At 37.3% G+C, this 23,441-nt stretch carries 23 protein-coding genes; 11 read left to right on the top strand and 12 right to left on the bottom strand.

The features are described from left to right. The first annotated feature begins 128 nt into the window (after positions 1 to 128). From trxA to WG906_RS03930, 3 genes are all read left to right on the top strand, one after another. Positions 129 to 449 (top strand): thioredoxin, encoded by a 321-nt coding sequence (gene trxA, locus WG906_RS03940; protein ID WP_339991220.1) that lies wholly within the window; start codon positions 129 to 131, stop codon positions 447 to 449. Between the two features lie 102 nt (positions 450 to 551). Further along, positions 552 to 1,475: a DUF58 domain-containing protein gene (locus tag WG906_RS03935; RefSeq protein ID WP_339991219.1), complete on the top strand. Its 924-nt coding sequence runs from the start codon at positions 552 to 554 to the stop codon at positions 1,473 to 1,475. A 70-nt stretch (positions 1,476 to 1,545) separates the two neighbouring features. After that, the gene (locus WG906_RS03930) at positions 1,546 to 2,079 is read left to right on the top strand and encodes a hypothetical protein (RefSeq protein ID WP_339991218.1); all 534 of its coding nucleotides are present in this window, start codon (positions 1,546 to 1,548) and stop codon (positions 2,077 to 2,079) included. A 4-nt stretch (positions 2,080 to 2,083) separates the two neighbouring features. Here WG906_RS03930 and WG906_RS03925 read toward each other — a convergent pair whose 3' ends face one another. Next, complete coding sequence (locus WG906_RS03925; RefSeq protein WP_339991217.1) at positions 2,084 to 2,806, bottom strand: DUF72 domain-containing protein; 723 nt, start codon at positions 2,804 to 2,806, stop codon at positions 2,084 to 2,086. A 61-nt stretch (positions 2,807 to 2,867) separates the two neighbouring features. Next, entirely contained in the window at positions 2,868 to 3,821 is a 954-nt protein-coding gene (gene corA, locus WG906_RS03920) for a magnesium/cobalt transporter CorA (protein WP_339991216.1), read from the bottom strand. 141 nt (positions 3,822 to 3,962) lie between these two features. Here corA and mnmL point away from each other — a divergent pair, with 141 nt between their 5' ends. The 5 genes from mnmL to WG906_RS03895 all read left to right on the top strand — a co-directional run bounded on the left by mnmL (position 3,963) and on the right by WG906_RS03895 (position 10,094). Continuing rightward, positions 3,963 to 4,943 (top strand): tRNA modification radical SAM protein MnmL/YtqA, encoded by a 981-nt coding sequence (mnmL, locus tag WG906_RS03915; protein WP_339991215.1) that lies wholly within the window; start codon positions 3,963 to 3,965, stop codon positions 4,941 to 4,943. Positions 4,944 to 5,487: 544 nt separating this feature from the next. Then, positions 5,488 to 6,795 carry an ammonium transporter gene (locus WG906_RS03910; RefSeq protein WP_339991214.1) on the top strand — a complete coding sequence of 436 codons (1,308 nt, stop codon included), beginning with the start codon at positions 5,488 to 5,490 and terminating at the stop codon, positions 6,793 to 6,795. Positions 6,796 to 7,137: 342 nt separating this feature from the next. Next, positions 7,138 to 8,550 (top strand): ammonium transporter, encoded by a 1,413-nt coding sequence (locus WG906_RS03905; protein ID WP_339991213.1) that lies wholly within the window; start codon positions 7,138 to 7,140, stop codon positions 8,548 to 8,550. 50 nt (positions 8,551 to 8,600) lie between these two features. After that, entirely contained in the window at positions 8,601 to 9,641 is a 1,041-nt protein-coding gene (locus tag WG906_RS03900; RefSeq protein ID WP_339991212.1) for an outer membrane beta-barrel protein, read from the top strand. Positions 9,642 to 9,782: 141 nt separating this feature from the next. After that, a complete protein-coding gene (locus WG906_RS03895) occupies positions 9,783 to 10,094 on the top strand; it encodes a DUF3467 domain-containing protein (RefSeq protein WP_339991211.1) in 312 nt (103 codons plus the stop codon). A 1-nt stretch (position 10,095) separates the two neighbouring features. Here WG906_RS03895 and miaA read toward each other — a convergent pair whose 3' ends face one another. The 6 genes from miaA to WG906_RS03865 form a co-directional block, all read right to left on the bottom strand. Beyond that, positions 10,096 to 10,998: a tRNA (adenosine(37)-N6)-dimethylallyltransferase MiaA gene (miaA, locus tag WG906_RS03890; protein WP_339991210.1), complete on the bottom strand. Its 903-nt coding sequence runs from the start codon at positions 10,996 to 10,998 to the stop codon at positions 10,096 to 10,098. Positions 10,999 to 11,099: 101 nt separating this feature from the next. Then, positions 11,100 to 11,747: an IS1096 element passenger TnpR family protein gene (locus WG906_RS03885; RefSeq protein WP_339991209.1), complete on the bottom strand. Its 648-nt coding sequence runs from the start codon at positions 11,745 to 11,747 to the stop codon at positions 11,100 to 11,102. A 71-nt stretch (positions 11,748 to 11,818) separates the two neighbouring features. After that, on the bottom strand, positions 11,819 to 13,231 hold the full coding sequence (locus WG906_RS03880) for a CCA tRNA nucleotidyltransferase (protein ID WP_339991208.1): 1,413 nt from the start codon (positions 13,229 to 13,231) through the stop codon (positions 11,819 to 11,821). Positions 13,232 to 13,327: 96 nt separating this feature from the next. Next, the gene (locus tag WG906_RS03875; RefSeq protein WP_339991207.1) at positions 13,328 to 13,894 is read right to left on the bottom strand and encodes an L-threonylcarbamoyladenylate synthase; all 567 of its coding nucleotides are present in this window, start codon (positions 13,892 to 13,894) and stop codon (positions 13,328 to 13,330) included. Continuing rightward, the gene (locus tag WG906_RS03870; RefSeq protein WP_339991206.1) at positions 13,887 to 15,002 is read right to left on the bottom strand and encodes a glycosyltransferase family 4 protein; all 1,116 of its coding nucleotides are present in this window, start codon (positions 15,000 to 15,002) and stop codon (positions 13,887 to 13,889) included. Before WG906_RS03870 ends, WG906_RS03875 begins: the two co-directional genes overlap by 8 nt. A gap of 98 nt (positions 15,003 to 15,100) precedes the next feature. Beyond that, complete coding sequence (locus tag WG906_RS03865; RefSeq protein ID WP_339991205.1) at positions 15,101 to 15,919, bottom strand: 2,3,4,5-tetrahydropyridine-2,6-dicarboxylate N-succinyltransferase; 819 nt, start codon at positions 15,917 to 15,919, stop codon at positions 15,101 to 15,103. A gap of 470 nt (positions 15,920 to 16,389) precedes the next feature. Between WG906_RS03865 and WG906_RS03860 the strand changes: the two genes are divergently transcribed. Both WG906_RS03860 and WG906_RS03855 read left to right on the top strand, forming a co-directional pair. Next, positions 16,390 to 17,652 carry an alpha/beta hydrolase gene (locus tag WG906_RS03860; RefSeq protein WP_339991204.1) on the top strand — a complete coding sequence of 421 codons (1,263 nt, stop codon included), beginning with the start codon at positions 16,390 to 16,392 and terminating at the stop codon, positions 17,650 to 17,652. Positions 17,653 to 17,829: 177 nt separating this feature from the next. Then, the gene (locus tag WG906_RS03855) at positions 17,830 to 18,246 is read left to right on the top strand and encodes an RNA-binding S4 domain-containing protein (protein ID WP_339991203.1); all 417 of its coding nucleotides are present in this window, start codon (positions 17,830 to 17,832) and stop codon (positions 18,244 to 18,246) included. 1 nt (position 18,247) lies between these two features. Here the strand turns inward: WG906_RS03855 and WG906_RS03850 are convergent, their stop codons facing one another. Beyond that, entirely contained in the window at positions 18,248 to 18,733 is a 486-nt protein-coding gene (locus WG906_RS03850; protein WP_339991202.1) for a nucleoside deaminase, read from the bottom strand. Positions 18,734 to 18,797: 64 nt separating this feature from the next. Continuing rightward, positions 18,798 to 19,388, bottom strand: a complete 591-nt coding sequence (locus tag WG906_RS03845) for an OmpH/Skp family outer membrane protein (RefSeq protein ID WP_339991201.1) — start codon at positions 19,386 to 19,388, stop codon at positions 18,798 to 18,800. Between the two features lie 195 nt (positions 19,389 to 19,583). On the opposite strand from WG906_RS03845, the gene gyrB reads away from it, so the two are divergent. Continuing rightward, on the top strand, positions 19,584 to 21,545 hold the full coding sequence (gene gyrB, locus WG906_RS03840; protein ID WP_339991200.1) for a DNA topoisomerase (ATP-hydrolyzing) subunit B: 1,962 nt from the start codon (positions 19,584 to 19,586) through the stop codon (positions 21,543 to 21,545). Between the two features lie 92 nt (positions 21,546 to 21,637). Here gyrB and WG906_RS03835 read toward each other — a convergent pair whose 3' ends face one another. Beyond that, positions 21,638 to 22,570, bottom strand: coding sequence for a hypothetical protein (locus WG906_RS03835; protein ID WP_339991199.1), 933 nt, complete (start codon positions 22,568 to 22,570; stop codon positions 21,638 to 21,640). 2 nt (positions 22,571 to 22,572) lie between these two features. Continuing rightward, complete coding sequence (locus WG906_RS03830) at positions 22,573 to 23,427, bottom strand: hypothetical protein (protein WP_339991198.1); 855 nt, start codon at positions 23,425 to 23,427, stop codon at positions 22,573 to 22,575. Positions 23,428 to 23,441: the final 14 nt, after the last annotated feature.

Genomic DNA, 23,441 nt, shown 5'->3' with positions numbered 1-23,441 from the left:
TTAAGGGTCTATTCAAAAAATCATGTTATTTTCTCTATAATCATCCTCCTGTCAGAATGTCTTGCAAAATTTGTGGTTAGGTTTTTGTATATGTAGTTTTGAATTCATAACATTTTAAAATAAATATCATGGCTTTAGAAATAACAGACGCAAATTTTGATGAATTAGTGTTGAGATCTGATAAACCTGTTCTTATAGACTTTTGGGCAGAATGGTGTGGTCCATGCCGCATGGTTGGTCCTCTGGTTGAAGAACTGGCAAAGGAATATGAAGGTAAGGCCGTTGTAGGTAAAGTAAATGTAGACCATAATCCAGCAATTTCGATGAAATTTGGAATACGCAATATCCCTGCTTTATTGTTTTTCAAGAACGGAGAAATTGTAGATAAACAAATAGGTGCTGTACCAAAATCAGTACTTGCTGATAAGTTAAGTAAGCAGATCGCTTAGATTTTCGGCATCTCAAAAAAAATCCATTCGTTAAAATACGGATGGATTTTTTTTTGATCGATAAGTTCCAAAAATGGTAGTTCTAAAAGCGTAAATTGCATTATGCTTCCCGAATTAAATACATATAGAGACTTACAAGATTTTGGAAACCTTGAGTTACTTGCACGCCAGGTAGTAGAAGGCTTTATAACAGGCTTGCATAAAAGTCCGTTTCATGGATTTTCAGTTGAGTTTGCCGAACACCGTCAGTACAATAGCGGAGAATCTATAAGAAATATCGACTGGAAACTTTACGGAAGAACTGATAAGTTATTCGTTAAGCGTTTTGAAGAAGAAACTAATTTGCGATGCCAGTTAGTTATGGATATTTCCTCTTCCATGTACTTTCCTGAAAAGCAATTCAATAAACTCCTTTTTTCTGTCTATTCTGCAGCATCACTTATCTATCTTTTTAAAAAACAGCGTGATGCCTTTGGCTTAAGTTGCTTTTCTGATACGCTACACATTTCAACTCCTGCGAAATCTACGGCGGTTCATCAAAAATATTTATTCGCTGAGCTTGAAAAGCTCGTCAATCAGCAGAGTAAAAAAGCGACAACATCCGTTGCAAGTTCACTTCACGAAATAGCCGAGTTGCTTCATAAGCGATCCATGGTAATTATATTTAGTGACATGTTTGAAACCGGAACCACTGAACAGGGCTTAAATGAGATTTTTTCGGCGCTTCAGCATTTAAAATATAATAAGCATGAAGTAGTGATCTTTAATGTGCTGGATCATAAAAAGGAGCTGGATTTTGATTTCGAAAACCGTCCTTATCATTTTGTTGATATGGAAACAGGTGAAGAACTAAAAATTCATCCTTCTCAGGTTAAGGAGGCATATACCGAATCCGTTCAAAGTTTCCGTGAAGTACTTCAGCAAAGGTGCACTCAATACCATATCGATTTAGTGGATGCAGATATAAATGAAGGTTTTTATCCAATATTGAATTCCTATTTAATCAAGAGGAATAAAATGATGTAATATCATTTTAAAATAAATAAAAAAAATCAGATCATGATTTTAACTGTTATTAGTGTTCAATAATAACATTATGGCGAATATAACTGAAGTAATACACGGACATATTGCAACTCATATTTTCGAAGATGACGGCAGGTTTCCCAATAATCCAAAGTTGCCTGTATTGGTATATAAAGGAGCCTTGCATCTTCATCCGGGAGATAGTTCAGATGCTGTAGCCGAACTTTTTAAAAAAAACGATTGGAAGAACAGCTGGGAAGGGGGAGTTCTTGAGTTCGATCATTACCACAGTTCAACTCATGAGGTCTTAGGTATATTTTGCGGTACTGCCGATATTATTTTAGGAGGTACGGAAGGAACATGCGTTGAATTAACCCGCGGCGATGTCGTTATTATTCCGGCAGGAGTTGCCCATAAGAACTTAAATGGCAGCAAAGATTTTCTATGCATAGGTGCTTACCCTGAGGGAAACGAGTATGATATGAAATATGGCAAAGAAGAGGAAAGACAAGAAGCCATTCAAAATATTGCAGCGGTTAAAACTCCTGAAACGGATCCTGTATTCGGAAATGAAGGGCCTTTGCTACATTACTGGACTAGATAAGCTGTTATTCCGTCATTTTCAACATCTCTAATGCATTATATACCGCATAAGTATGAATGTCGTTATTGAAAAAGATGTAGGCGTCTTTGATGTTTTTTTTTGTTTTTATTTCAGTTACGAAATTTTGAAGTTGATGATTCTCATAATTTGACGAGTATAGTTGGCCTTCACCATGCATTCTGTAATATAACAAAGAAGTATTGCTTATAATGTCATGAGGAAGGGTAGGATGGCTCATCCCGCAAAAGCTAATATTTTTCAAGGCTAGTTTTTCATATACATTTTCTGTCCACCAACTTGCGTGTCGGAATTCAACTACATTTAGGAAACTGTTATCAAGACTGCTTGTGATTTTCGCCAAATGATCTTCTGAATAATGGAAATTTGGAGGCAGCTGAAATAATACGCATCCCAATTTATCCTGTAAGCCTTCTCTTATTGTATTATAAAAATCCGTTATCAGATCAGTTGTGCCAATGAATTTTTTGTAATGAGTTATAGCTCGCGGAGCTTTAACAGCGAATCGAAAACCTTCAGGACTTTTTGACCTCCAGTTTTCCAGAAAGGAGAGCCGAGGAAAGCGATAAAAAGTAACATTTAATTCAAGAGTATTAAAAAATTGGCAATAGTGATTAAACCATTTCCTATGTGCTAAATCTTCAGGATAAAATGTGCCTTTCCAGTGCTTATAATGAAATCCTGAACAACCTATTCGCCAATTTATCATTAGATATAAACAGCTTGTCGATTAATAGGTTTAGTCTTAATTTCTCGTGATTAGACCTTTACTACAGCCAGTTTTTTTTCTTGAAATATATCAGGGTGAAAGCGGAAGAAGCAACCATTAACAGAATTGCCAATATATAGCCATAGTTCCAGCTCAATTCTGGCATAAACTTAAAATTCATGCCATATATACTGGCTATGAGGGTTGGGGGCATAAATGCAACTGTTGCAACAGTGAATATTTTAATAATCCTGTTTTGTTCAATATTTACAAAACCCATAAATGTGTTTTGCAGGTACTCCAGCCTTTCAAATGCAAATTTATTATGCTCAAGGATCGAACTAATATCTCTGATCATAATTCGCAATACGCCTTTATATTCTTCAGGGAAAATATTACTCTTCATTAAGGAGGATATCAGGCGCTGTTTATCTATTATATTTTCCCTTAAAGACATGGTCTCATTTTGAAACAAAGATAATTGGATCAAAATTTCCTCATCGGGGCGGTTTTTCTTCAAGATTAATTGCTTATTCAGATCTGCAATCTGCTTCGCCAACCCTTCAATTAAGTCTGCATCCAGGTCGATGGAAGTTTCCAGGAGAGTAAGCAGAATCTGGAAACCATTTGTATAAGACCCGGGACTGGCTTTAATCCTTTTTACAGATTCGCTAAAGGTTTTTAAATTGTCATCCCGATAGGTAAATAAAATGCCTTTTTCCAGGATTATCGATACAGGGCAGTAAGAAAAACCTTTTTCATGAAAGGAGAGGAAATTGGAATTTATTATAATTTCATCCTCAAGCTCGCTAAAACGTGATGAACTTTCAATCTCCTGAGATTCTTCTTCAGAGGAATATTTAATGTCAAAAAAGGTTTCAATGGTGATTTTCTCTTTAATAGTAGGATTCTGAAGATCAACCCAAATCAAACTTTCGATAGGGATATCTCTCAAAAGCTCCAGGTCGGTTTCTTTAGCTAAACGGCGGTCCTTTTTATAATATATACGTAACATCTAAATCCTGCTAAATTTTCACCATTATGAATTTGTATCTTTGCAAAAGAAGATAAAAGTAAAATAATTTAGTGAGTGATAATAAATCTGACAAGATATCGCTTATTTAATTTGATTAAAGATCATTAATAAATAAATTGAATGGGTACACCTTTAGATTTTGGACAGAAGCCTTATAATCATTACGGAGCTTACTTAAAGCAAAAATATAATGGTAAAAGGGTGTTCAAAATTATCGTTGACGGAGGTTTTACTTGCCCCAATCGCGATGGAAGTAAAGGATACGGTGGATGCTCATATTGTAATGTAGATTCGTTTACCCCCGAATTATCCCGTAGTACTCCCAATATTCGCGAACAAATAGAGCGCGGTATAAATCGTGCAATCACAGGGTATGCCGCAGAGAAGTTTATTATTTATTTCCAGCCCAATACTAATACCTATGCGCCGCTGCATTACTTAAAGGTAATGTATGATGAGGCGATCAATATCGCGGAAAGTGTATCGCCTGGAAATATAGTTGGTTTATCGGTTGGAACTCGTCCGGATTGTATTGATGCAGAAAAAGTTAAATTACTAGAAAGCTATCTTGACTTAGGCTTAGATGTAGACCTTGAAATGGGTATGGAGTCTATATATAATGATACTCTTTTGCGTATTAACAGAGGATGTTCGCATGAAGAGCTTGAACAAACCTTAAAACTTGTCGACAACTCTCCTCTGGAAGTTTGTGTGCATACCATTTTTGGTTTTCCCTGGGAAACTAAAGAGATGATGCTGCGCTATGCTGATGAAATTAACCGCTTTCCGCAAATAAAATTTGTAAAGCTGCACCATCTTCACATCGTTGAAGGTTCTATTATGGGAGTTCAGTATAAAAGAGAGCCATTTAAAGTTTTCAGCCTTGAAGAATATACCGATTTTCTGGCTTCATTCATTCCGTTATTAAGGCCTGATATAATAATTCAACGGTTGTTTGGAATAGCCGACTTTGATTTACTAATTGCTCCTAACTGGGGAGTGAAGAAGTCGCAGATTCAAACATTTATTGATAAAGCTCTTGAAAGCCGGGGAGTAAAACAGGGTTCCCAGTATGTTTCAGGTTTAGCAGCGCAGGTTTAGCCCACCAGGTTTCGGGGTTTTCAATTTCCCTTTTAATAATAATCAATTCTCACTGTATATAACAGAGTGAAAACTTCCCAATGATTATTGTATAAATTTTAACAATAAGTTTAATTATATTCCGATATTACCATTAGTATTCTTCCAAGGTCTTAAGTTTGGTATGTTGGGGTTAAAATTCCGGTAATATTTATTTCTCTTTTTTTATCGGTATTTCAGGTTGGTTTTTAAAATTTTTTAGTTTAGGGGGATGTTTTTGTGAATTCGTTCCTTTTTATTGCCAGATTATGTGTGGATGGGTGTTATTGTTAGAAATTTAGCGCTTTTTTTATTTGTATTTTATGATTATTGATTTAATTTTATAATTATATGCTTCAACGGTAAATAATTTTATTAAATTTACAACATAAGGGGTGGGTTTGTGTGGAATAATAGCTAAAAAACTATTGTGGAATAAAATAATGTTCGTCTTTTGACCTTTATTTAATGAATGGTGCCATATATTATTAATTCACTTATTACTTCAACACTTTAAACATTTAAAATGAAAAAAGTATTACCTTTTTTACTGTTGGTTGTAGCCGTTGTGCTGGGCCTTCTCTTCCCGTCTGTGGAAGTAATTAATATTGCTGAGAATAAAATCGACACAGGAGATACTGCCTGGATGCTGGTTGCTACCGCGTTGGTATTGTTGATGACACCGGGACTCGCCTATTTTTACGGGGGTATGGTTAGGAAGAAAAATGTTATTTCTACGATGCTTCAGAGTTTGGTTTGTATGGGCCTTATCACTGTTTTGTGGGTTGTCTTTGGATTTAGTCTTGCATTTGGGGATGATATTGGCGGTATAATTGGGAATCCTGGTACTTTCTTTATGATGAAAGGAATGGTTGGAAATGCAGTTTGGCCATTGGCTCCAACAGTTCCACTCGTTTTATTTGCAATGTTTCAGTTAAAGTTTGCTGTAATCACCCCTGCTCTGATTACCGGGGCATTTGCAGAGCGTATTCGTTTTAACTCATACCTGATCTTCCTTTGTTTGTTTATGATTTGTATTTATGTGCCTTTGGCTCATGCTACATGGCATCCTCAAGGGATTTTGTTTGAATTAGGCGTTCTTGATTTTGCAGGAGGGACAGTGGTTCACATGTCGGCCGGATGGGCGGCACTTGCTTCCGCTCTTTTTCTAAAGAAACGAACATCTAATGAGCATACTCCGGCTCGTGTAAGTTATGTAATCCTGGGAACAGGTTTATTATGGTTTGGCTGGTTCGGATTCAATGCCGGTTCTGCGGTGGGAGCTGGTGCTCTGGCAGCAACAGCATTGGCAACTACAACTACAGCGTCTGCAGCCGCGGCCATGTCCTGGATATTCTTTGATATAGCACGGGGAAAGAAGCCTTCTGCAATGGGTGCGTGTATTGGGGCAGTAGTAGGTTTAGTTGCTATTACTCCTGCCGCGGGTTTTGTTAGTGTTTCTCACTCGATAATTATAGGAGTTGTTGCTGCGGTTGTAAGTAATCTTGTAGTAATATGGAGAACTCGCACAAATATTGACGATACACTTGATGTTTTTCCCTGTCACGGAGTGGGAGGTATGGTGGGCATGCTTATGACCGGAATTTTTGCTAATCAAGGTGTAAATGCCGCTAACACAACCGGAAACGGATTGTATTTTGGTGAAACCAAATTATTTCTTGTGCATTTAATTGCCCTGGTGGCGGTTTCAGCCTTTGCTTTTATTGGCTCGTATTTATTGTTGTTGCTAACTAATTCTATAAGTCCTCTTCGAGTGTCTGCTGAAGATGAAGAAATTGGTTTGGATATGAGTCAGCATGATGAAGAGTTATAATCTAGTCTTTGAAGAGTATTTTTAGCCGACTTTCGAATGAAAAAGAGCATTCTGGTAGTGTAGAAATGCAAATAATAAATAAATAAAACCTTATTTGGTTTAGTGTTGGGAGGGTTCAGCTTTGGTTGGCCCTCTTTTTTTGTATTAAAATTTTTTTTTAGGCCGTATTTGTTATTTTTTAATTTTTTTTAATCTGAAATCTGTGTTTTTATGTATTTGCGGTTATTTTGTCTATAATTTGGCGTTTTTTGTTAAAAAAAACCATGAATGTTATGATTTTATAAAAATATGTATAACTTTATTGCAGATTTTATTCAATAACAACACTAAACAACTAAACAAATGAGTAAATTATCAATTAAACAGATCGCACCATTCCTGGTACTGACTGTAGTGGCCCTGGCCTCAATTTTTATTCCTGTATTACCGAATTTTGATGACGGTGGAAAAATTTACAATGGAGCTGACATCGCCTGGATTGTTGTGGCCACAGCTTTGGTGTTTTTGATGACTCCGGGTCTTGCATTCTTTTACGGGGGCATGGTGCATCGTAAGAATGTTATTTCTACTATGATTAAGAGTGTAGTAGCTGCAGGAATTGTAAGTGTACTATGGGTTACCGTAGGCTTCAGTTTAGCATTTGGAACATCGATTAATGGTCTTATAGGCGACCCTTCGACCTTCCTGTTTTTTAAAGATGTTAATTCCGGAGCTCCATGGAGTCTTGCTCCAACTATTCCTTTAACACTTTTTGCTTTATTTCAATTGATGTTCGCTATAATCACACCCGGATTGGTTGTTGGAGCGGTAGCAGAGCGTATCAAGTTTACATCTTACATTTTATTTATCGTTCTATTTAGCTTATTTGTATACGCGCCGCTTGCACACTGGAGCTGGCACCCTGATGGATTCCTGTTTCAATTGGGTGTTCTTGATTTTGCGGGAGGAACAGTTGTTCATATTTCTGCTGGTTGCGCAGCTTTAGCAGGTGCACTTGTTTTGAAACGTCGTACATCTCATTTAGAGCAAAGAGAAATACCACCGGCTAATATTCCTTATGTACTTATTGGTACTGGCTTATTATGGTTTGGCTGGTTTGGTTTCAACGCCGGTTCAGCTTTGGGTGCGAATGCTTTAGCAGTTTCCGCTTTTGCAACAACTAATACAGCCGCCGGTGCAGCTGGTCTGTCCTGGATGTTCTTTGATGTAATAAGAGGCAAAAAACCTTCTGTTCTTGGATTTTGTATAGGAGCAGTTGTTGGTTTGGTTGCTATTACACCTGCGGCCGGTTTTGTTGCAATTCCACAAAGTATTTTTATAGGTTTTATTGCTGCTATAATTTCAAATATTGCTGTTCACTACAAACAAAAATCATCTCTGGATGACACATTGGATGTTTTCCCATGCCACGGATTAGGCGGTATTGTAGGTATGATATTGACAGGTGTTTTTGCAACCAAAACGGTTAACAGTGCTGGGGCAGATGGCTTGTTTTATGGAAATGCTGATTTCTTCTTTACTCAATTAAAAGGATTGGCTATTGTAGTAGCTTATAGCTTTACAGTTTCCTTTGTCATCTTCAAGTTAATCAACTTTATCCAACCAATCCGCGTTTCATTAGAAGATGAAGAGTTGGGTCTTGATGCCTCACAACATAATGAAAAATATCTCCAAGGAACTTTATTAGTCAACAACAACGGTAAAACTGTTGAACGTGATATCAAAGTTTTCGAAAAGGATGTCATTGAAGACTAATTTAAATAAATAAATATACCTTTAGTTAACAATTTTAAAAAAAAAGCAACATGTTTAAAACAGTACTTTCATTAATCGCATTAGCCGGTGTATCATTTGCAAATGCTCAGGATACGACATCTACGCCCTTATCAATTTCTGGTTCAGTAGACACGTATTACAAATACGATTTTGCAAAAGTTGCAAATATCGGAACCAGCTTCGCAACCGATCAGAATTCTGTTTCTTTGGGAATGATCGACGTGGCTTTGAAAAAAACTACAGGTAAAGCTTCTTTTGTAGGAGAAGTTTCATTTGGTCCAAGAGGTCAGTATCAATCAATTCCTAATGGTGATGGTGCAGATGGTAATTCTTTTCATATTCAGAATCTGTATGCGACTTATGCATTCACAGACCAATTTTCAATGACTGCCGGATACATGGGTACTTTTGTTGGATATGAAGTAATCTCTCCTGTGGGGAACTATAACTATTCTACATCATATTTATTTACTAACGGTCCATTCCAGAACGCAGGTATAAAAGCTAACTATGCTTTATCCAGCAAAGTGGGGGTAATGGTTGGTTTGTTCAACAATACCTGGAATTCATACAAGGCTCATCCGAAATTAGGTGTTAATACCTTTGGTGCTCAAATATCATTATCTCCAGTTGAAGGATGGAGTGCTTATTTGAATTTATTAACAGGCGATCAGTCTGGAACTATTGTGGATTTAACTACCGCATACCAAATAACTCCAATGTTTAAATTGGGATTAAATGCTGCTGACTTTTCAGTAGGTGAAGACTTAGGCGGATACACAGGTGTTGCTCTATACCCTCAGGTTTCAATTACAAATGGATTCGGATTAGGATTGAGAGGGGAGTACTTTATGTCTAAGGATGATGTAGCCGGCCCGACTTATTCTGGTGTTGTTCCTAGTGAATCTGTAGTTTCTCTAACTCTTTCAGGAAGCTTGAAAGCTGGTGGATTAACTTTTATTCCTGAGATCCGACTGGATAATGGATCTGTAAGTCAATTTATGAAAGAAAACGGAAGCCCAACTAAATCTGCAACTCAGTTTTCTTTAGCTGCGGTTTACGCATTCTAGAAATTTAACAATTTTTCGATTAGATATTAAAAAGCCGGAGGAATTCCGGCTTTTTCGTGTTATAAAAACAAAGAAGAACCTGAATTTAAAATGCATTGATATATTTTAGTGAGTAGACCACTAATTTTTTATTTTTACAAGATGGAAGATCAAAATTTAGACGGACAGCTTAATATTGAGTTGTCTGAGGAAGTAGCCGAAGGAATATATTCAAACCTTGCAATTATTACGCATTCGAATACAGAATTCGTGCTGGATTTTATACGAGTGATGCCAGGAGTTCCGAAGGCCAGAGTAAAATCACGAATAGTATTAACCCCTGAACATGCCAAGCGATTAGCCCGAGCTATTGACGATAATATCGAAAAATTCGAAGCAGTTAATGGAAGAATAAAAGTAATGGACGAAGGTAGCTTACCTATGAATTTTGGAGGACCAACAGCACAGGCCTGATTTATAACTTTGTATGTATGTAATCTAAAATTTCCTGATATTGAAATGGCTCGAACCAGTGAATATCAGTATCTTTTCTAAACCAGGTCAATTGCCTTTTCGCAAAACGCCTGGTATTTTGTTTAATGCTCTCTTTCGCTTGCTCTAATGTAATTTTACCATCAAGATAATCGAATATTTCTGAATATCCAACGGTATTAAGGGCATTAAGATGGCGGTACGGGAGTAAGCTTTTAACTTCATTTATCAAACCTGAATCAAACATTATGTCAACACGGGTATTGATGCGATCATAGAGATCTGGCCTCTCAATATTCAAGCCTATTTTTATACTTTTAAATGGTCTGTCAGCCTTTTGTTTAGTATGGAATCGTGAGAATGGTTTGTTTGAAGATAGAGTAACCTCCAAAGCCCGGATTATCCTTTGAGGGTTGTTCAAGTCTGCTACATTATAGTATTCGGGATCAAGTTGTTCTAATTTTTCTCGAAGAGACTTAATACCTTCTTTTTCAAATAAGAGATTGAGTTCTGAGCGAATAGAAGGGTCAGCTTTGGGTAAATTATCGAGGCCTTCTGTAATTGCTTTAATAAAAAGGCCTGAACCTCCTGCCAGCACAGCATACTTATTTTTTTTAAAGATGGCATTAAGCACAGCTATGGCCTGGATTTCAAATTCGCCTACAGAAAAATCATCCGTAACGGATAATGAATTTATAAAATGATGTTTGACAGAGCCAAGTTCATCTGGTGAAGGTTTGGCTGTACCAATCTCCATTTCTTTATAAAACTGTCGCGAGTCTGCTGATACAATTTCGGTTTGAAAATGATCTGCAATTTTTATTGCAAGTTCGGTTTTCCCAATGGCAGTGGGGCCTGCAATTACGATAAGTGTACTGCCGGACATTTATATGCAGGTTTAATCATTATAAAAGCTATTTCGTATCTAAATGAAATGCCGAAACTAGTTCGGCATGGGTGATCTTATAGAAAAATTGACTTTATTCTTTAGTAATCTTCTTTACTGTCAAATTCATCAGCGTCTAAATTGTCGTTGTCTGCAAATTCATCCATAATATCGTCTTTTTCTTCCTCATCTTCGTGGTGTTCTTTCACAACCAAGCCTTCTCCCAGGTCGTCCTCTTCAACACCCATTGATATAATGTCTTCCTCATCAGGCTCATCAATATCATTCAGAAAGTCAAATTCTCCCTCCTCGCCAGTTTCAACCGGGATTACAACACTTCCGGGAGGTTTAGGAGCTTCACCAGAGCGGCGTACTAAAACAGGATATTCTTTCCCTTTTTCTTCGTCAAGAATTTTGATTAACTCAACATGTAAATCATAAGGACGCTCGAAATTGTAGGTATAATAAAATTTTTGGTGGGGATCGTCGATAAATTTATAAAGTTTAGTGCCTGTCATTAAAGCGACACCCGCATCTGTTTTTCGTTGATTAGGCAAAAAGGCTATTTCTTCTGCTTTAATCCAGTGGTCATTGCTTACATAAAAAGAAGACGATTTTTCAGGATTATAGCCTGTTGTCCGATGAATTGCAAGATGTAATTCCTCAAAAGTTTGAGTTGATTTGATGTCGATCTCTCGGATCACGTCATCGTAATCTTCAAAGGAAACCCTGAATCTATAAATAGCCATGTTTTTTTAATTTTGGTTCTGATAATTTGGCGTAACGATAACGCCTTTTTACTTATAAAGTTTGATTAAGATTATTTAAAATTTGTTATTGGCTGCAATCCTATTTCTTTAGCTTTTTGAAGCATATAATTTAAGGCCTCTTCTCTTGAATTTTTTATTTCGCCTTCCAGTATAGCTTCTCTTATTTGGCTTTTTATTATCCCGACTTCTTTACCTGCTGGTATTCCGAATGCTTCCATTATATCCTCTCCACTTATAGGAGGCTGCCAGTTTCTTATTTTATCACGTTCCTCAACGTCTTTTAATTTCTGTTTTACAAGTTCAAAGTTCTGCCGGTATTTTTTCTTTTTATAATCGTTTTTTGTAGTTACATCCGCATGGCATAGTAACATTAAACTTTCAATGTCCTCTCCAGCATCAAACAGCAATCTTCGTACCGCAGAATCAGTGACAATTTCCTGAGCTAAAACTATTGGTCTTAAATGTAATTGTACAAGTTTCTGAACATATTTCATCCGGTCATTCAAGGGCAACTTTAACTGTGCAAAGATTTTTGGCACCATGCGGGCTCCTTTATCTTCATGACCATGAAAAGTCCATCCATGTGACGGTTCAAATCGTTTGGTAGCAGGTTTTGCAATGTCGTGTAAAATTGCGGCCCACCTTAGCCAAAGATCAGTTGTTAACCCTGAAATATTATCAAGAACTTCCAAGGTGTGGTAAAAGTTATCTTTATGCCCTTTTCCGTTAATGTATTCAACACCAAATAAGTCCACCATTTGTGGAAATATATAATTCAGAAGCCCTGTGTCAAATAGATAGTTAAAGCCTGTTGAGGGTTTTTCGGATAGAATTATTTTATTCAGTTCATCCGTAATCCGTTCTTTTGAGACTATAGTAATGCGTTCCTTTGTTTGCTTAATCGCTTCAATAGCTAAAGGGTCAATACTGAAGTTTAACTGACTCGCAAAGCGGATGGCGCGCATCATTCGTAAAGGGTCGTCAGAAAAAGTCTCCAGAGGGTTAAGGGGAGTTCGGATAAGTTTATCATCCAAATCTTTTATTCCGTTAAACGGATCCAGAAGCTCACCAAAAGTACTATGATTCAGGCTGACAGCCATAGCATTGATTGTGAAATCTCTGCGTCTCTGATCGTCTTCAAGTGTGCCATCCTCAACAAGAGGTTTCCTGGAATCAGCTCTGTAAGATTCTCTGCGAGCACCTACAAATTCAATTTCAAGATCTTTGTAACGAAGCATGGCTGTGCCGAAGTTTTTAAATACAGAAACCTGGCTTTTTAAAGCCACTGATGCCGCTTCGGCAAATTTTATCCCGTTCCCAATCACAAGGATGTCAATGTCTTTGGAGGGGCGTTTTAAAAAAATATCGCGTACAAAACCTCCGATAACAAATACTTCTGTATTCGTTTGATCGGCTAATGCGCCCAGCTTTTTAAATACCGGATGTTGGAGGTGTTGTTTCATGAACGTGGTTTTTCTGAAATACCAGAAAGGCTATTATTATTGCCGGGTTGCAAAAATACTCTAATTTAATAAAGCTGGAACAAATCTTACAATTCTTTATCTTCTGATAAAATTAAAGCGCCCATCGGACTCGAGCTTCATTATTGTAGAAGGTTTTTTCTCTGATAAGTCATCTTGCCCAAAATTAACTACATAGTCAACTCCATTAATAATTTCTTCAGAAATTTCGTTGAAGTTCTTTGGAGCGGGAAATCCGCTTAAATTGGCGGATGTTGAAACAAGAGGTTTTCTGAAGCGTTGAATAAGCTGCTCACAAAATGGATGCTTTACGATTCTTACACCCACAGAGTTATCATGGTTTATTACATTCGCTGCTAGGTTTTTTGCTCCTGAAAAAACAATCGTCAAAGGATTTTCTGCATATTCAATTAAGTCGTATGCTATTTCCGGTACATCAGAAACATAGCTTTCTAAGCGGTTTTCATTTTCCAAAAGGATTATCAGGCTCTTGTTTTCATTCCTTCCTTTAAGGCGGATGATTTTTTCAACGGCGGTTTCATTCGTTGCATCACAGCCGATACCCCAAATTGTATCTGTGGGGTAAAGAATGATTCCGCCTTCTTTAATTACTTCCAGGGCCTTTTCGACTTCTTCTTTAAGCATTGTTTAAAGCTTTTAAATAAACATTCATCAGGCTGGCAGCCAAGTGCTCATCTGAGAATTTTTTAACATATTCATAACCTGAATTTATCATTTCAAGTTGTTTTTTCGGACTATTTAAAATAGAATTTATTGTCCATGAAAGCTGAATATCATCTTTGGGATGGATGTAGCAACTTCCCGGACCGCCAGCCTCTTCAAGGCATGAACCTGTTGCGGCAATAACAGGCACTCCTGAATAAAGGGCTTCTATAACAGGTATTCCAAAGCCTTCAAATTCTGATGGATAGACAAAGATTTTGGCTTGCTGATAAATTGCGGGTAAATCTTCTAAAGGAACGTTTGTAAGAAACACCACTCTGTTGTCCAGACCGTGATCTGTTATGTATTCTTTAATCTCCTTTACGTAGTCTGTTTGCTTGCCAATTACAATCAGCTTAATATCGTTTGGGATGGCCTTTAATGCTTTTACTGTAAGCATTAAATTTTTTCGTTCCTCTACTGTTCCCACCTGCAGGAGGTATTGTTTAGGTAATGCGTATTTTTCCCTGATTTTGTCTTTAAATTCCTCCCGAACTGAATATTTGAAGCTGGGATTACAGCCCTGGTAAATCACATCAATCTTCTCTTCAGGGATATTAAAATAGTTTATGATGTCTTTCTTTGTCTGTTCACTTACAGCAATAATTCTGGTAGCATTTTTACAGGCGAACTGGAATTTATAACGGTAAATTGTTCTGTCGATAGCCGGATAAAAACCAGGAAACCGTAAGAATATTAAATCGTGTATGGTAACTACCGATGGGATTTTTGACGATAAACGTCCAAGAGGTAATTCATTGCTCAATCCATGATACAGGTCGATTTTATCTTTCTGTAAATCTTTCCCAATACCATAGCTGCGCCAGAATATTGGTAGCTTATAAGCAGGGGGATGATGAAATTGTATGCCCGGGGGTATTATTAAATTATCCGAAGCTTTTTTAGAGGAATAGACGATATACTCATTTTCAGGAAAGTGTTGTGTAAGTAAATTCAGAATAAACCTGCTGTAATTACCCAGCCCCGTAAAATTCTGAACTACACGTTTTCCATCAAAACCTATTCGCATGTTGTAAAGGTAATAGATAAAGATAAGAGGTGAAAGTATAATGTGAAAGGTGAAAGGCCAAAGGTGTCTTTAACCTTTTGCCTCTAACCTTTTACCTTCTAAACAGCTACATTATGCTCGCGCAAAGCATCATTTAACGAAGTCTTTTTATCTGTTGAGTCCTTGCGTTTTCCTATGATCAACGCGCAGGGTACCTGGTAATCTCCGGCAGGAAACTTTTTAGTGTATGAACCCGGGATTACAACCGAACGGGCAGGCACAATTCCTTTATATTCTATCGGCACTTCTCCTGTTATATCAATTATTTTGGTTGACGCAGTAAGGCAAACATTTGCTCCTAAAACTGCTTCACTCTCCACACGTACACCTTCAACTACTATTGCTCTCGATCCAATAAAACAATTGTCTTCGATAATTACCGGAGCAGCCTGAACAGGTTCTAATACGCCACCAATACCTACTCCACCACTTAAATGAACGTTTTTACCAATCTGAGCACAAGATCCCACGGTTGCCCATGTATCCACCATTGTGCCTTCATCTACATAAGCGCCGATATTTACATAAGAAGGCATCAAAATCACTCCTTTAGCCAGATATGCTCCGTAACGGGCACTTGCCTGAGGAACAACTCTAACTCCGAGTTCTTTGTAATTGGTCTTAAGTTTCATTTTATCGTGAAACACAAAGGGTCCCACATTGATTTCCTTCATTTCGCGTATCGGGAAATATAAAATTACAGCTTTTTTGATCCAGTCGTTTACATGCCAGCGGGTACCAATAGGTTCAGCAACTCTTATCTCTCCCTTGTCGAGCATTAGAATTACATTTTCTATCGTCTCTGCATATTCTTTAAAGGTCAGAAGATTTCGGTCATTCCATGCTTCTTCAACTCTCTTTTTTAATTCAGGTATCATTTGTAAAGAATTTTCCGCAAAATAAAGGTTATTTTACATTTGCCCCGTAATTAATACTAAAATCCACTTTACTAATAAAAAGGGACAAAAACAGTGGCATGTTTAGTAACTTTATTTCGCATTATTTAAAATTTATGTTTGATTTTAAAGACCCTTATGTCTCTCGAGACAAAACTAACAAAAAATGATGTATCCGCTATTTAATCCGTTTTGAAGGTGACAAAAATTTCATCCTACAAAAAAGATACGGTAAACGTTCTTTGGGTACGGGTGATTTGAATCGTGTCAGGGATTTAAAGAAAGAGAGAAACAAGCGCAACTAAGAATAGATTACAAAGTGCTCAGTCGCCAATTAATATTTGTGCTGAAAATATCGCCCATCGCAAATCTGTCGAACGTTATGCGTCAAGCTTGGGTGACTGCTAACATCGATATTGCAAGAAATTTTAATAAACAATAAATAAAACGCTATGAAAAAAGCAACATTCATTCTACTTACGTTCCTGACATCGTTAACTGTGTTTGGACAAGACATCACTGGGCAATGGGGTGGAATATTAAAAGTTCAGGGAACGCAATTAAGAGTTGTTTTCAATATTACTAAAACAGACAATGGATATAGTTCCACAATGGATAGCCCTGATCAGGGAGCAAAAGGAATTCCTGTAACTACAATAAGTTTTGACCAATCAACCTTAAAACTTGCGGTGACAAATGCAAGAATTGAATACGAAGGAACTTTGAATAAAGACAATAATATTATTGGGAACTTTAAGCAAGCAGGGCAATCTTTTCCAATGGATTTATCAAAAGTTAAAATCGAAAAAGAAGTAAGAGCATTCGAAAATAAGGACACAACCTTTATTGAAACACAAATAGTTTTAAAGACAAAAAGTGGCGATATTTTCGGGACATTGATTACTCCTAAAAAAATATCTAACATTTCTGTTGCCTTAATAATTGCAGGTTCTGGACCAACGGATAGAGATTGCAATAATCCCATGATGAAATGCGATGCTTACAAAAAACTTGCTTACGGACTTGCGAAAAATAATATAGCATCGTTACGCTATGACAAAAGAGGAATTGCAGAAAGTAAAGCAGCAGGAAAGAAGGAGGCAGACCTTCGATTTGATGACTATGTAGATGATGCGAAGGGATGGATACAATTATTAAAGCAAGACAAACGATTTTCAAAAGTCATTGTGATAGGACATAGCGAAGGTTCATTGATTGGAATGATTGCATCAACAAGGGCTGATAAGTTTATTTCTATTGCAGGTGCAGGACAGTCTGCAGACAAAACTATCAAAGAACAATTGAGTAGTCAACCAAAAGAAGTTCAAGATTTATCTTATCCTATTCTTGACAGCTTGGTAAAAGGAAAAACGGTTGACAATGTGAATCCAATGCTTAATTCTCTTTTCAGAACAAGCGTCCAACCTTATATGATTTCATGGTTAAAGTATGACCCACAAATTGAAATACAGAAATTAAGTATTCCAATTCTAATCGTTCAAGGAACTAATGATATTCAAGTAACAGTTGAAGATGGAAAGCGACTTTCAAGAGCAAACCCAAAATCGCAATTGGTATTGATTGACAAAATGAATCATATTTTCCGAACAGTTGATGGTGATAAAAAAGCGAATATTGCGACATACAACAACTCTGAATTACCATTGGCAAATGAGTTGGTGAAAAACATTACGGATTTCGTTTTGAAAAACTAAATGCTGACTAATTTGCAACAGCGCTGTGCGATCTTCGGGTAAAACAGCCCAATTTAAAGTGGAAATTCTACTTTATTGGCCTGAAAAAAGGAAGCTGCAAAATAAAAGCGTGCTTTGTCAAAATAGCGAATTAATTTTGTACAATATTTCATTCAATTATAACAGGGTTATATTATAATGGCGGAAAAGGAAAAATTGCGGATTGACAAATATCTTTGGTCTATAAGAGTTTTTAAAACCCGCACGCTGGCCACTGAAGCATGCAAAGCAGGGAGGGTAAAACTTGAGGGAAACAATGTAAAAGCTTCGCACGAAGTAAAGCCTGGGGAGATTTATTTTGTATCAAAGGGAATTGAAAGAAGAGAAATAAAAGTAACCGGGCTTTTATCTAACAGAGTGGATGCGAAAAAAGCAGTGAACTATTACGAAGACGTTACCCCGGTTGAAAAAACTCAGGCTTACAGATCAATGTTTCACGCACCAGTATTAAGTCGCGACAGAGGGGCGGGCAGACCAACCAAAAAAGAGCGGCGAGATATTGATGGTTTAATGGATGATGACGTGGTTTCTGCGGATAGTTTTTTTGATGATTGATTTAATAATGAATCTTCATTTCAGATTTCTGCCATTCTTGAAAAGCTTCTATAGCCTCATTACGTAATAACTGAATAACAGGAAGTTTTCTTTTCTCTACAGGCAGATCGAGTTCATCATAAATAAACTTATCATCAAATCCTATCTCTGCAGCATCATATTTTGTATTTGCGTAATAAATTTTTGATATTCTCGACCAGTAAATTGCACCCAGGCACATAGGGCAGGGCTCACAACTTGTATAGATAACACAATCGCTTAAATCGAAGCTTTTAAGCTTTTTGGAGGCTATGCGGATAGCAACTATTTCGGCATGGGCCGTAGGGTCGTTGGTGGTGGTAACTCTGTTGGCGCTTTTGGCAATAACTATCCCGTTTTTTACAAGTACAGCCCCAAACGGGCCGCCTTCACACTTTACTACATTTCTTTTAGAAAGAGCAATTGCCATTTTCATGAACTTCGAATGCTGAGAACTTGCTGTTTCCATAACCTTTCTTAAAAAAGAAAACCCCAACATAATGCTGAGGTTTTAGGCAATTTACAATATCTGTTTATTTTTTTTCGCTTTTATAGGTTTCATTCAATCCTGAAACAACTTCTTTGGTTACATCCAGGCTCTCGTCTGCATAGAGCACGGTCGGATTTGCTTTAGAATAAGTTAAAACCATTTTATAGCCTTTTTTCTTAGCATATCCTTTTAGGTATTCGGATACTTTTTCATAAAGCTTTTCATTTTCTGCCGCTGATTCATTTGCCAGTGCAGAACTCGCATTTTGATTGAACGTTGCCAGTTCCTGTTGTTTACGGGCAAGTCTTTGTTCTGTCGACGCACGTGCATCTGCGCTCATCGTTTGTGCACTTTGCTGATATTCTGCAACTTCCTTTTGGAAAGCATTTCCTTTTGCCGTTAAATCTACCTGAGCTTTTTTGGATTTTGTCTCCATTTTGCTGCGGATATCTTTAAAATAAGTATAGTTTTCCAATAAAGAATCGGAGTTTACATAAACTATTTTCTCAACAGGCTTATCTGCTGAAGTTGTTTTGGCCGCATTGTCAGTTTTAGGTTGATCTTGATTACATGAAACTATAAAACTTGCAACAGTTAATAATCCTGCGGTTAGTTTGAAAAGATTTTTATTCATTGTATGGTTATGATTTTAAAAGCAAAGATAAACTTTCAGGATAAGTATCATAATAATTAAAGAGCCTTAAACCGTCAAAGTAACCATCCGGTTTTTAGATTTAAATAAGAGGTTTCCACAGTGCTTCTATTTATCCACAAATGCCGTTGTTTCGGTCAAAAAAGTTAAATTTGAATTTGTTGTTTAAAATAAAATATGAGCGAAGAAAAAGAAGACAAGTCTAATTATTCCGCAGATAATATTCAGGTTTTAGAAGGATTGGAAGCCGTAAGAAAGCGTCCGTCCATGTATATTGGTGATACTGGTTTTAAAGGATTGCATCACCTTGTTTACGAGGTTGTTGATAACTCTATTGATGAGGCTCTTGCCGGATATTGTTCAGATATTATAGTAACAATTCACAAAGGCAACTCGATATCCGTTGAGGATAATGGTCGTGGTATTCCAACAGCAATGCATACGAAAGAGCAAAAATCGGCTCTGGAAGTTGTAATGACCGTTTTACACGCCGGTGGTAAATTTGATAAAGATACTTATAAGGTTTCAGGCGGTTTGCATGGTGTGGGTGTATCCTGCGTAAATGCCTTGTCTATTCATTTAACTGCCACTATTCATCGTGATGGTAAAATATGGCGTCAGGAGTATGAATGCGGAAAGCCTTTGTACGATGTGAAAGTAATTGGTGAAACACAGCGTACCGGAACCATAGTGACGTTCCAGCCCGATCAGACAATTTTTACATTAACATCTGAATATAAATTTGATACACTTGCCGCACGTCTCCGCGAGCTGGCATACTTAAATAAAGGTATCAGGTTAAGTTTAACCGACGAGCGTGAAGAACAGGAAGACGGAAGCTTGCTTAAAGAGGAATTCTATTCTGAAGGAGGATTGAAGGAATTCGTTAAATATCTGGACGGCACCCGTTCCGCATTAATTCCGGAACCTATTTATGTTGAAGGAATTAAACAGGGAATTCCTGTTGAACTTGCCCTGCAATACAATGAGACGTATGCAGAGAATGTGCATTCGTATGTAAACAATATCAATACACATGAAGGAGGGACCCATGTTGCCGGTTTTAGGAGAGGTTTAACGAGAACGTTGAAATCATATGCTGAAAAATCGGGTTTACTGAAAAATATGAAGATTGAAATTACAGGTGATGATTTCCGTGAGGGATTAACCGCTGTAATTTCGGTAAAAGTGCAGGAGCCTCAGTTTGAAGGGCAGACCAAAACCAAATTAGGGAATAATGAGGTTATGGGTGCCGTTGATATTGCGGTAGGGGAGATTCTGGGAAATTATCTTGAGGAGAATCCGAAAGAAGCTAAAATGATTGTTAACAAAGTTATTTTAGCAGCCACCGCCAGAGCAGCAGCCAGAAAAGCCCGTGAAATGGTTCAGCGGAAAAGTATTATGGGAGGCTCGGGCCTACCCGGTAAACTTGCCGATTGCGCCGATAAAGATCCTGCAAACTGTGAGCTTTACCTTGTAGAGGGTGACTCTGCGGGTGGAACTGCAAAACAGGGCCGCGACCGTAACTTTCAGGCCATTTTACCTCTGAAAGGTAAGATTCTGAACGTGGAGAAAGCAATGGAACATAAGATCTATGAGAATGATGAGATCAAGAATATGTTTACTGCTTTGGGTGTCAGCATAGGGAATGCCGAGGATGCAAAGGGTTTGAACATAGAAAAGTTGCGTTACCACCGGATCATAATCATGACGGATGCTGACGTTGACGGATCGCACATTACAACCCTTATTTTAACTTTCTTCTTCAGGTACATGAAGGAATTGATTGAAAACGGATATGTGTACATTGCAGCTCCGCCGTTATATTTAGTTAAAAAGGGTAAAGATTTTGAATATGCCTGGAATGATGTACAACGCGATACCGCAGTACAACGTTTAAAAGGTGCCGGTAAGGAGGAAAGTGTTCATATTCAGCGCTATAAAGGTTTGGGTGAGATGAACGCGGAACAGTTATGGGATACAACCTTAAATCCTGCAACCCGTACCCTGCGCAAAGTAACCATAGAGAACGCAGCAGAATGCGATCATATATTCTCTATGCTTATGGGGGACGAAGTGGCTCCAAGAAGAGAGTTTATAGAGAAAAACGCAAAGTATGCAAGAAGGATTGATGTTTAATAGATTAACCATTAGATAAAATTAAAACCCGGTTCATAGCCGGGTTTTTTGTTTTGTCGGAATTCAAAAGAGCCAAGTGAACAGGATGAGGTTTATCTGGATCTTTTGTTTTGTTCATTGTCAATTTGTCCCAGCTTTTCCTGCATAATATCCCACTGGACCGGGATTAACCTTGATACCTTTGGTGTATAATTCAGGTAGATTACAGCGCTTGATTGTTTTGATGAAAATATATTAACGCGTTGTTTAGTGCTGCCATCGTCTATTATCATAACACAGGTATTGGGCGGTATATTTCCCAGATTATTTGCATAAACAATGATTTCATTTAAGCCAGCCAGTTTATTAAAGCTTATTGTTTTCTTATAGGGTTTATGCGAAATGCGGTGCCTCTTAATTACCTCATCCCGGTTAACGAAAACGGTAACTGTATCATTGTCTTCTCTGAGGTAATCTCTGATCTCAATTTTAATAGTAGGTTTAGAAATATTCAATACAAACGGTTTTGTCAGCAGGGTTTCTCTGAAAGGGATCCCTTTATTTGTGTCTTCGTTGATTTTTTTTAAAACCTCTGCAGGCAGCGCAGAATTAGCTTCTTCCGGAATGTGTTTTTTCAGCAAAACATCGGCGACCGGACAGGATCCTTTCATATTATCCCATGTACCTGTAAGGTATTCATCTTCACCCTTTTTGGAATAGTTAACATTAGCGAATTTGATACAAAGGTTATTGAACGGAATCTGGTATTCTCCTAAAGCTAGTTCTGTAATTTTCACATTCCCTTTATCAACAGTTCCAATGAAATCGAATATTCCATAAAAAACAAAGAGGAAGTTATTATAGAGATAGGCTCTTCCGCTTATTATATTTCCTTCCTGCGATTTAACATTCAGTGCGTATAAAGATTGGTTTAATTGGCCTTTAGCCGTGATATATCCGTGCCAGAGACCTTTGAAGTTCTGGGCTTTGCTTAAGCAAGGCAAACAAAGTAAAAGAAGAAAGAATAATAAATTCTTGCCCATCATGACTATGGTTTATAATTTAAATATAATGCAACGCTTTTTTGCAGAGAGGATTCAATTAGTATTTTATGTTTTTGAATGCCGTCATTAATGATTAATAAAGAAGTGTTCGGCGGAATAGTACCAAGGTTATTGGCATAAAGAATAAGTTCATTCACAGCGATATTTCGGTTTATTTTAACTGTGAATTTATAAGGTTTTTTAGTAACATTTATGCGGTTTAAAATAATCCGGCGATTAAGGTAGATACTTACGGTATCATTATCGACTTTTAAATAGTCTTTTAATTCTATGTCTATTATCGGCTTTTTAACACTGATGCTTATAGGAGGTGACAAGGCTGTGTTTTTAAAATTTGCTTCTGTGCCTTTCGCTTTGAGGGCATGTAACACATACGGTGGAACCTGCTTGTTTTCATTTTCAATGTATCTCGATAAAGATATCGCTCCAGGTACGCAGTTAGTCGTGTTGCTGTTCCATTTGCCTTTTAGCGACTCATTTTCCCCTTCAGGCGAATAACTAAGACGACTTAATTTAAAACAGAGATGGAAGTCTTCTGTTGGCAAGCGCTCGTCTAGAATTTGAATATCACTAATTAGTATAGTATTTTGTTCTATAGTTCCGATAAATTGCTGCAGACCATAGGCCTCAGAGTATAAATTTGGCTTGTAAAGTAATGCTTTTCCAGATACGATTCCATCTTTATGTTCTTCAATATTTATAATATAGCCGGCTTTATGTTCATATCCGTCTGTGGTTATATAACCATTCCACAAACCTTTAAGGCTCGATTGGCCGAAACATTGCACTGTAATAGAAAAGAAAAGATAGAAATGCATAAATAATACTCTTTTCTTCATACAATGGTATTTTT

It is taken from the genome of Pedobacter superstes, assembly GCF_037622515.1.
GTDB classification, from domain to species: Bacteria; Bacteroidota; Bacteroidia; order Sphingobacteriales; family Sphingobacteriaceae; genus Paradesertivirga; species Paradesertivirga superstes.
The sequence above is the reverse complement of the archived record's forward strand: the minus strand, read 5'-3'. Positions and strand labels throughout refer to the sequence as shown.

What these genes read in the sequence shown, in the direction of transcription:
- WG906_RS03910 (WP_339991214.1), top strand. Translation starts at nt 5,488, where the DNA reads ATGAAAAAAGTATTACCTTTTTTACTGTTGGTTGTAGCCGTTGTGCTG.
- trxA (WP_339991220.1), top strand. Translation starts at nt 129, where the DNA reads ATGGCTTTAGAAATAACAGACGCAAATTTTGATGAATTAGTGTTGAGA.
- WG906_RS03925 (WP_339991217.1), bottom strand. Translation starts at nt 2,806, where the DNA reads ATGATAAATTGGCGAATAGGTTGTTCAGGATTTCATTATAAGCACTGG.
- WG906_RS03895 (WP_339991211.1), top strand. Translation starts at nt 9,783, where the DNA reads ATGGAAGATCAAAATTTAGACGGACAGCTTAATATTGAGTTGTCTGAG.
- gyrB (WP_339991200.1), top strand. Translation starts at nt 19,584, where the DNA reads ATGAGCGAAGAAAAAGAAGACAAGTCTAATTATTCCGCAGATAATATT.
- WG906_RS03880 (WP_339991208.1), bottom strand. Translation starts at nt 13,231, where the DNA reads ATGAAACAACACCTCCAACATCCGGTATTTAAAAAGCTGGGCGCATTA.
- WG906_RS03905 (WP_339991213.1), top strand. Translation starts at nt 7,138, where the DNA reads ATGAGTAAATTATCAATTAAACAGATCGCACCATTCCTGGTACTGACT.
- WG906_RS03850 (WP_339991202.1), bottom strand. Translation starts at nt 18,733, where the DNA reads ATGGAAACAGCAAGTTCTCAGCATTCGAAGTTCATGAAAATGGCAATT.
- WG906_RS03865 (WP_339991205.1), bottom strand. Translation starts at nt 15,919, where the DNA reads ATGATACCTGAATTAAAAAAGAGAGTTGAAGAAGCATGGAATGACCGA.
- WG906_RS03930 (WP_339991218.1), top strand. Translation starts at nt 1,546, where the DNA reads ATGGCGAATATAACTGAAGTAATACACGGACATATTGCAACTCATATT.
- WG906_RS03935 (WP_339991219.1), top strand. Translation starts at nt 552, where the DNA reads ATGCTTCCCGAATTAAATACATATAGAGACTTACAAGATTTTGGAAAC.
- WG906_RS03860 (WP_339991204.1), top strand. Translation starts at nt 16,390, where the DNA reads ATGAAAAAAGCAACATTCATTCTACTTACGTTCCTGACATCGTTAACT.
- WG906_RS03870 (WP_339991206.1), bottom strand. Translation starts at nt 15,002, where the DNA reads ATGCGAATAGGTTTTGATGGAAAACGTGTAGTTCAGAATTTTACGGGG.
- WG906_RS03875 (WP_339991207.1), bottom strand. Translation starts at nt 13,894, where the DNA reads ATGCTTAAAGAAGAAGTCGAAAAGGCCCTGGAAGTAATTAAAGAAGGC.
- WG906_RS03900 (WP_339991212.1), top strand. Translation starts at nt 8,601, where the DNA reads ATGTTTAAAACAGTACTTTCATTAATCGCATTAGCCGGTGTATCATTT.
- WG906_RS03885 (WP_339991209.1), bottom strand. Translation starts at nt 11,747, where the DNA reads ATGGCTATTTATAGATTCAGGGTTTCCTTTGAAGATTACGATGACGTG.
- WG906_RS03835 (WP_339991199.1), bottom strand. Translation starts at nt 22,570, where the DNA reads ATGATGGGCAAGAATTTATTATTCTTTCTTCTTTTACTTTGTTTGCCT.
- WG906_RS03830 (WP_339991198.1), bottom strand. Translation starts at nt 23,427, where the DNA reads ATGAAGAAAAGAGTATTATTTATGCATTTCTATCTTTTCTTTTCTATT.
- WG906_RS03855 (WP_339991203.1), top strand. Translation starts at nt 17,830, where the DNA reads ATGGCGGAAAAGGAAAAATTGCGGATTGACAAATATCTTTGGTCTATA.
- corA (WP_339991216.1), bottom strand. Translation starts at nt 3,821, where the DNA reads ATGTTACGTATATATTATAAAAAGGACCGCCGTTTAGCTAAAGAAACC.
- mnmL (WP_339991215.1), top strand. Translation starts at nt 3,963, where the DNA reads ATGGGTACACCTTTAGATTTTGGACAGAAGCCTTATAATCATTACGGA.
- WG906_RS03845 (WP_339991201.1), bottom strand. Translation starts at nt 19,388, where the DNA reads ATGAATAAAAATCTTTTCAAACTAACCGCAGGATTATTAACTGTTGCA.
- miaA (WP_339991210.1), bottom strand. Translation starts at nt 10,998, where the DNA reads ATGTCCGGCAGTACACTTATCGTAATTGCAGGCCCCACTGCCATTGGG.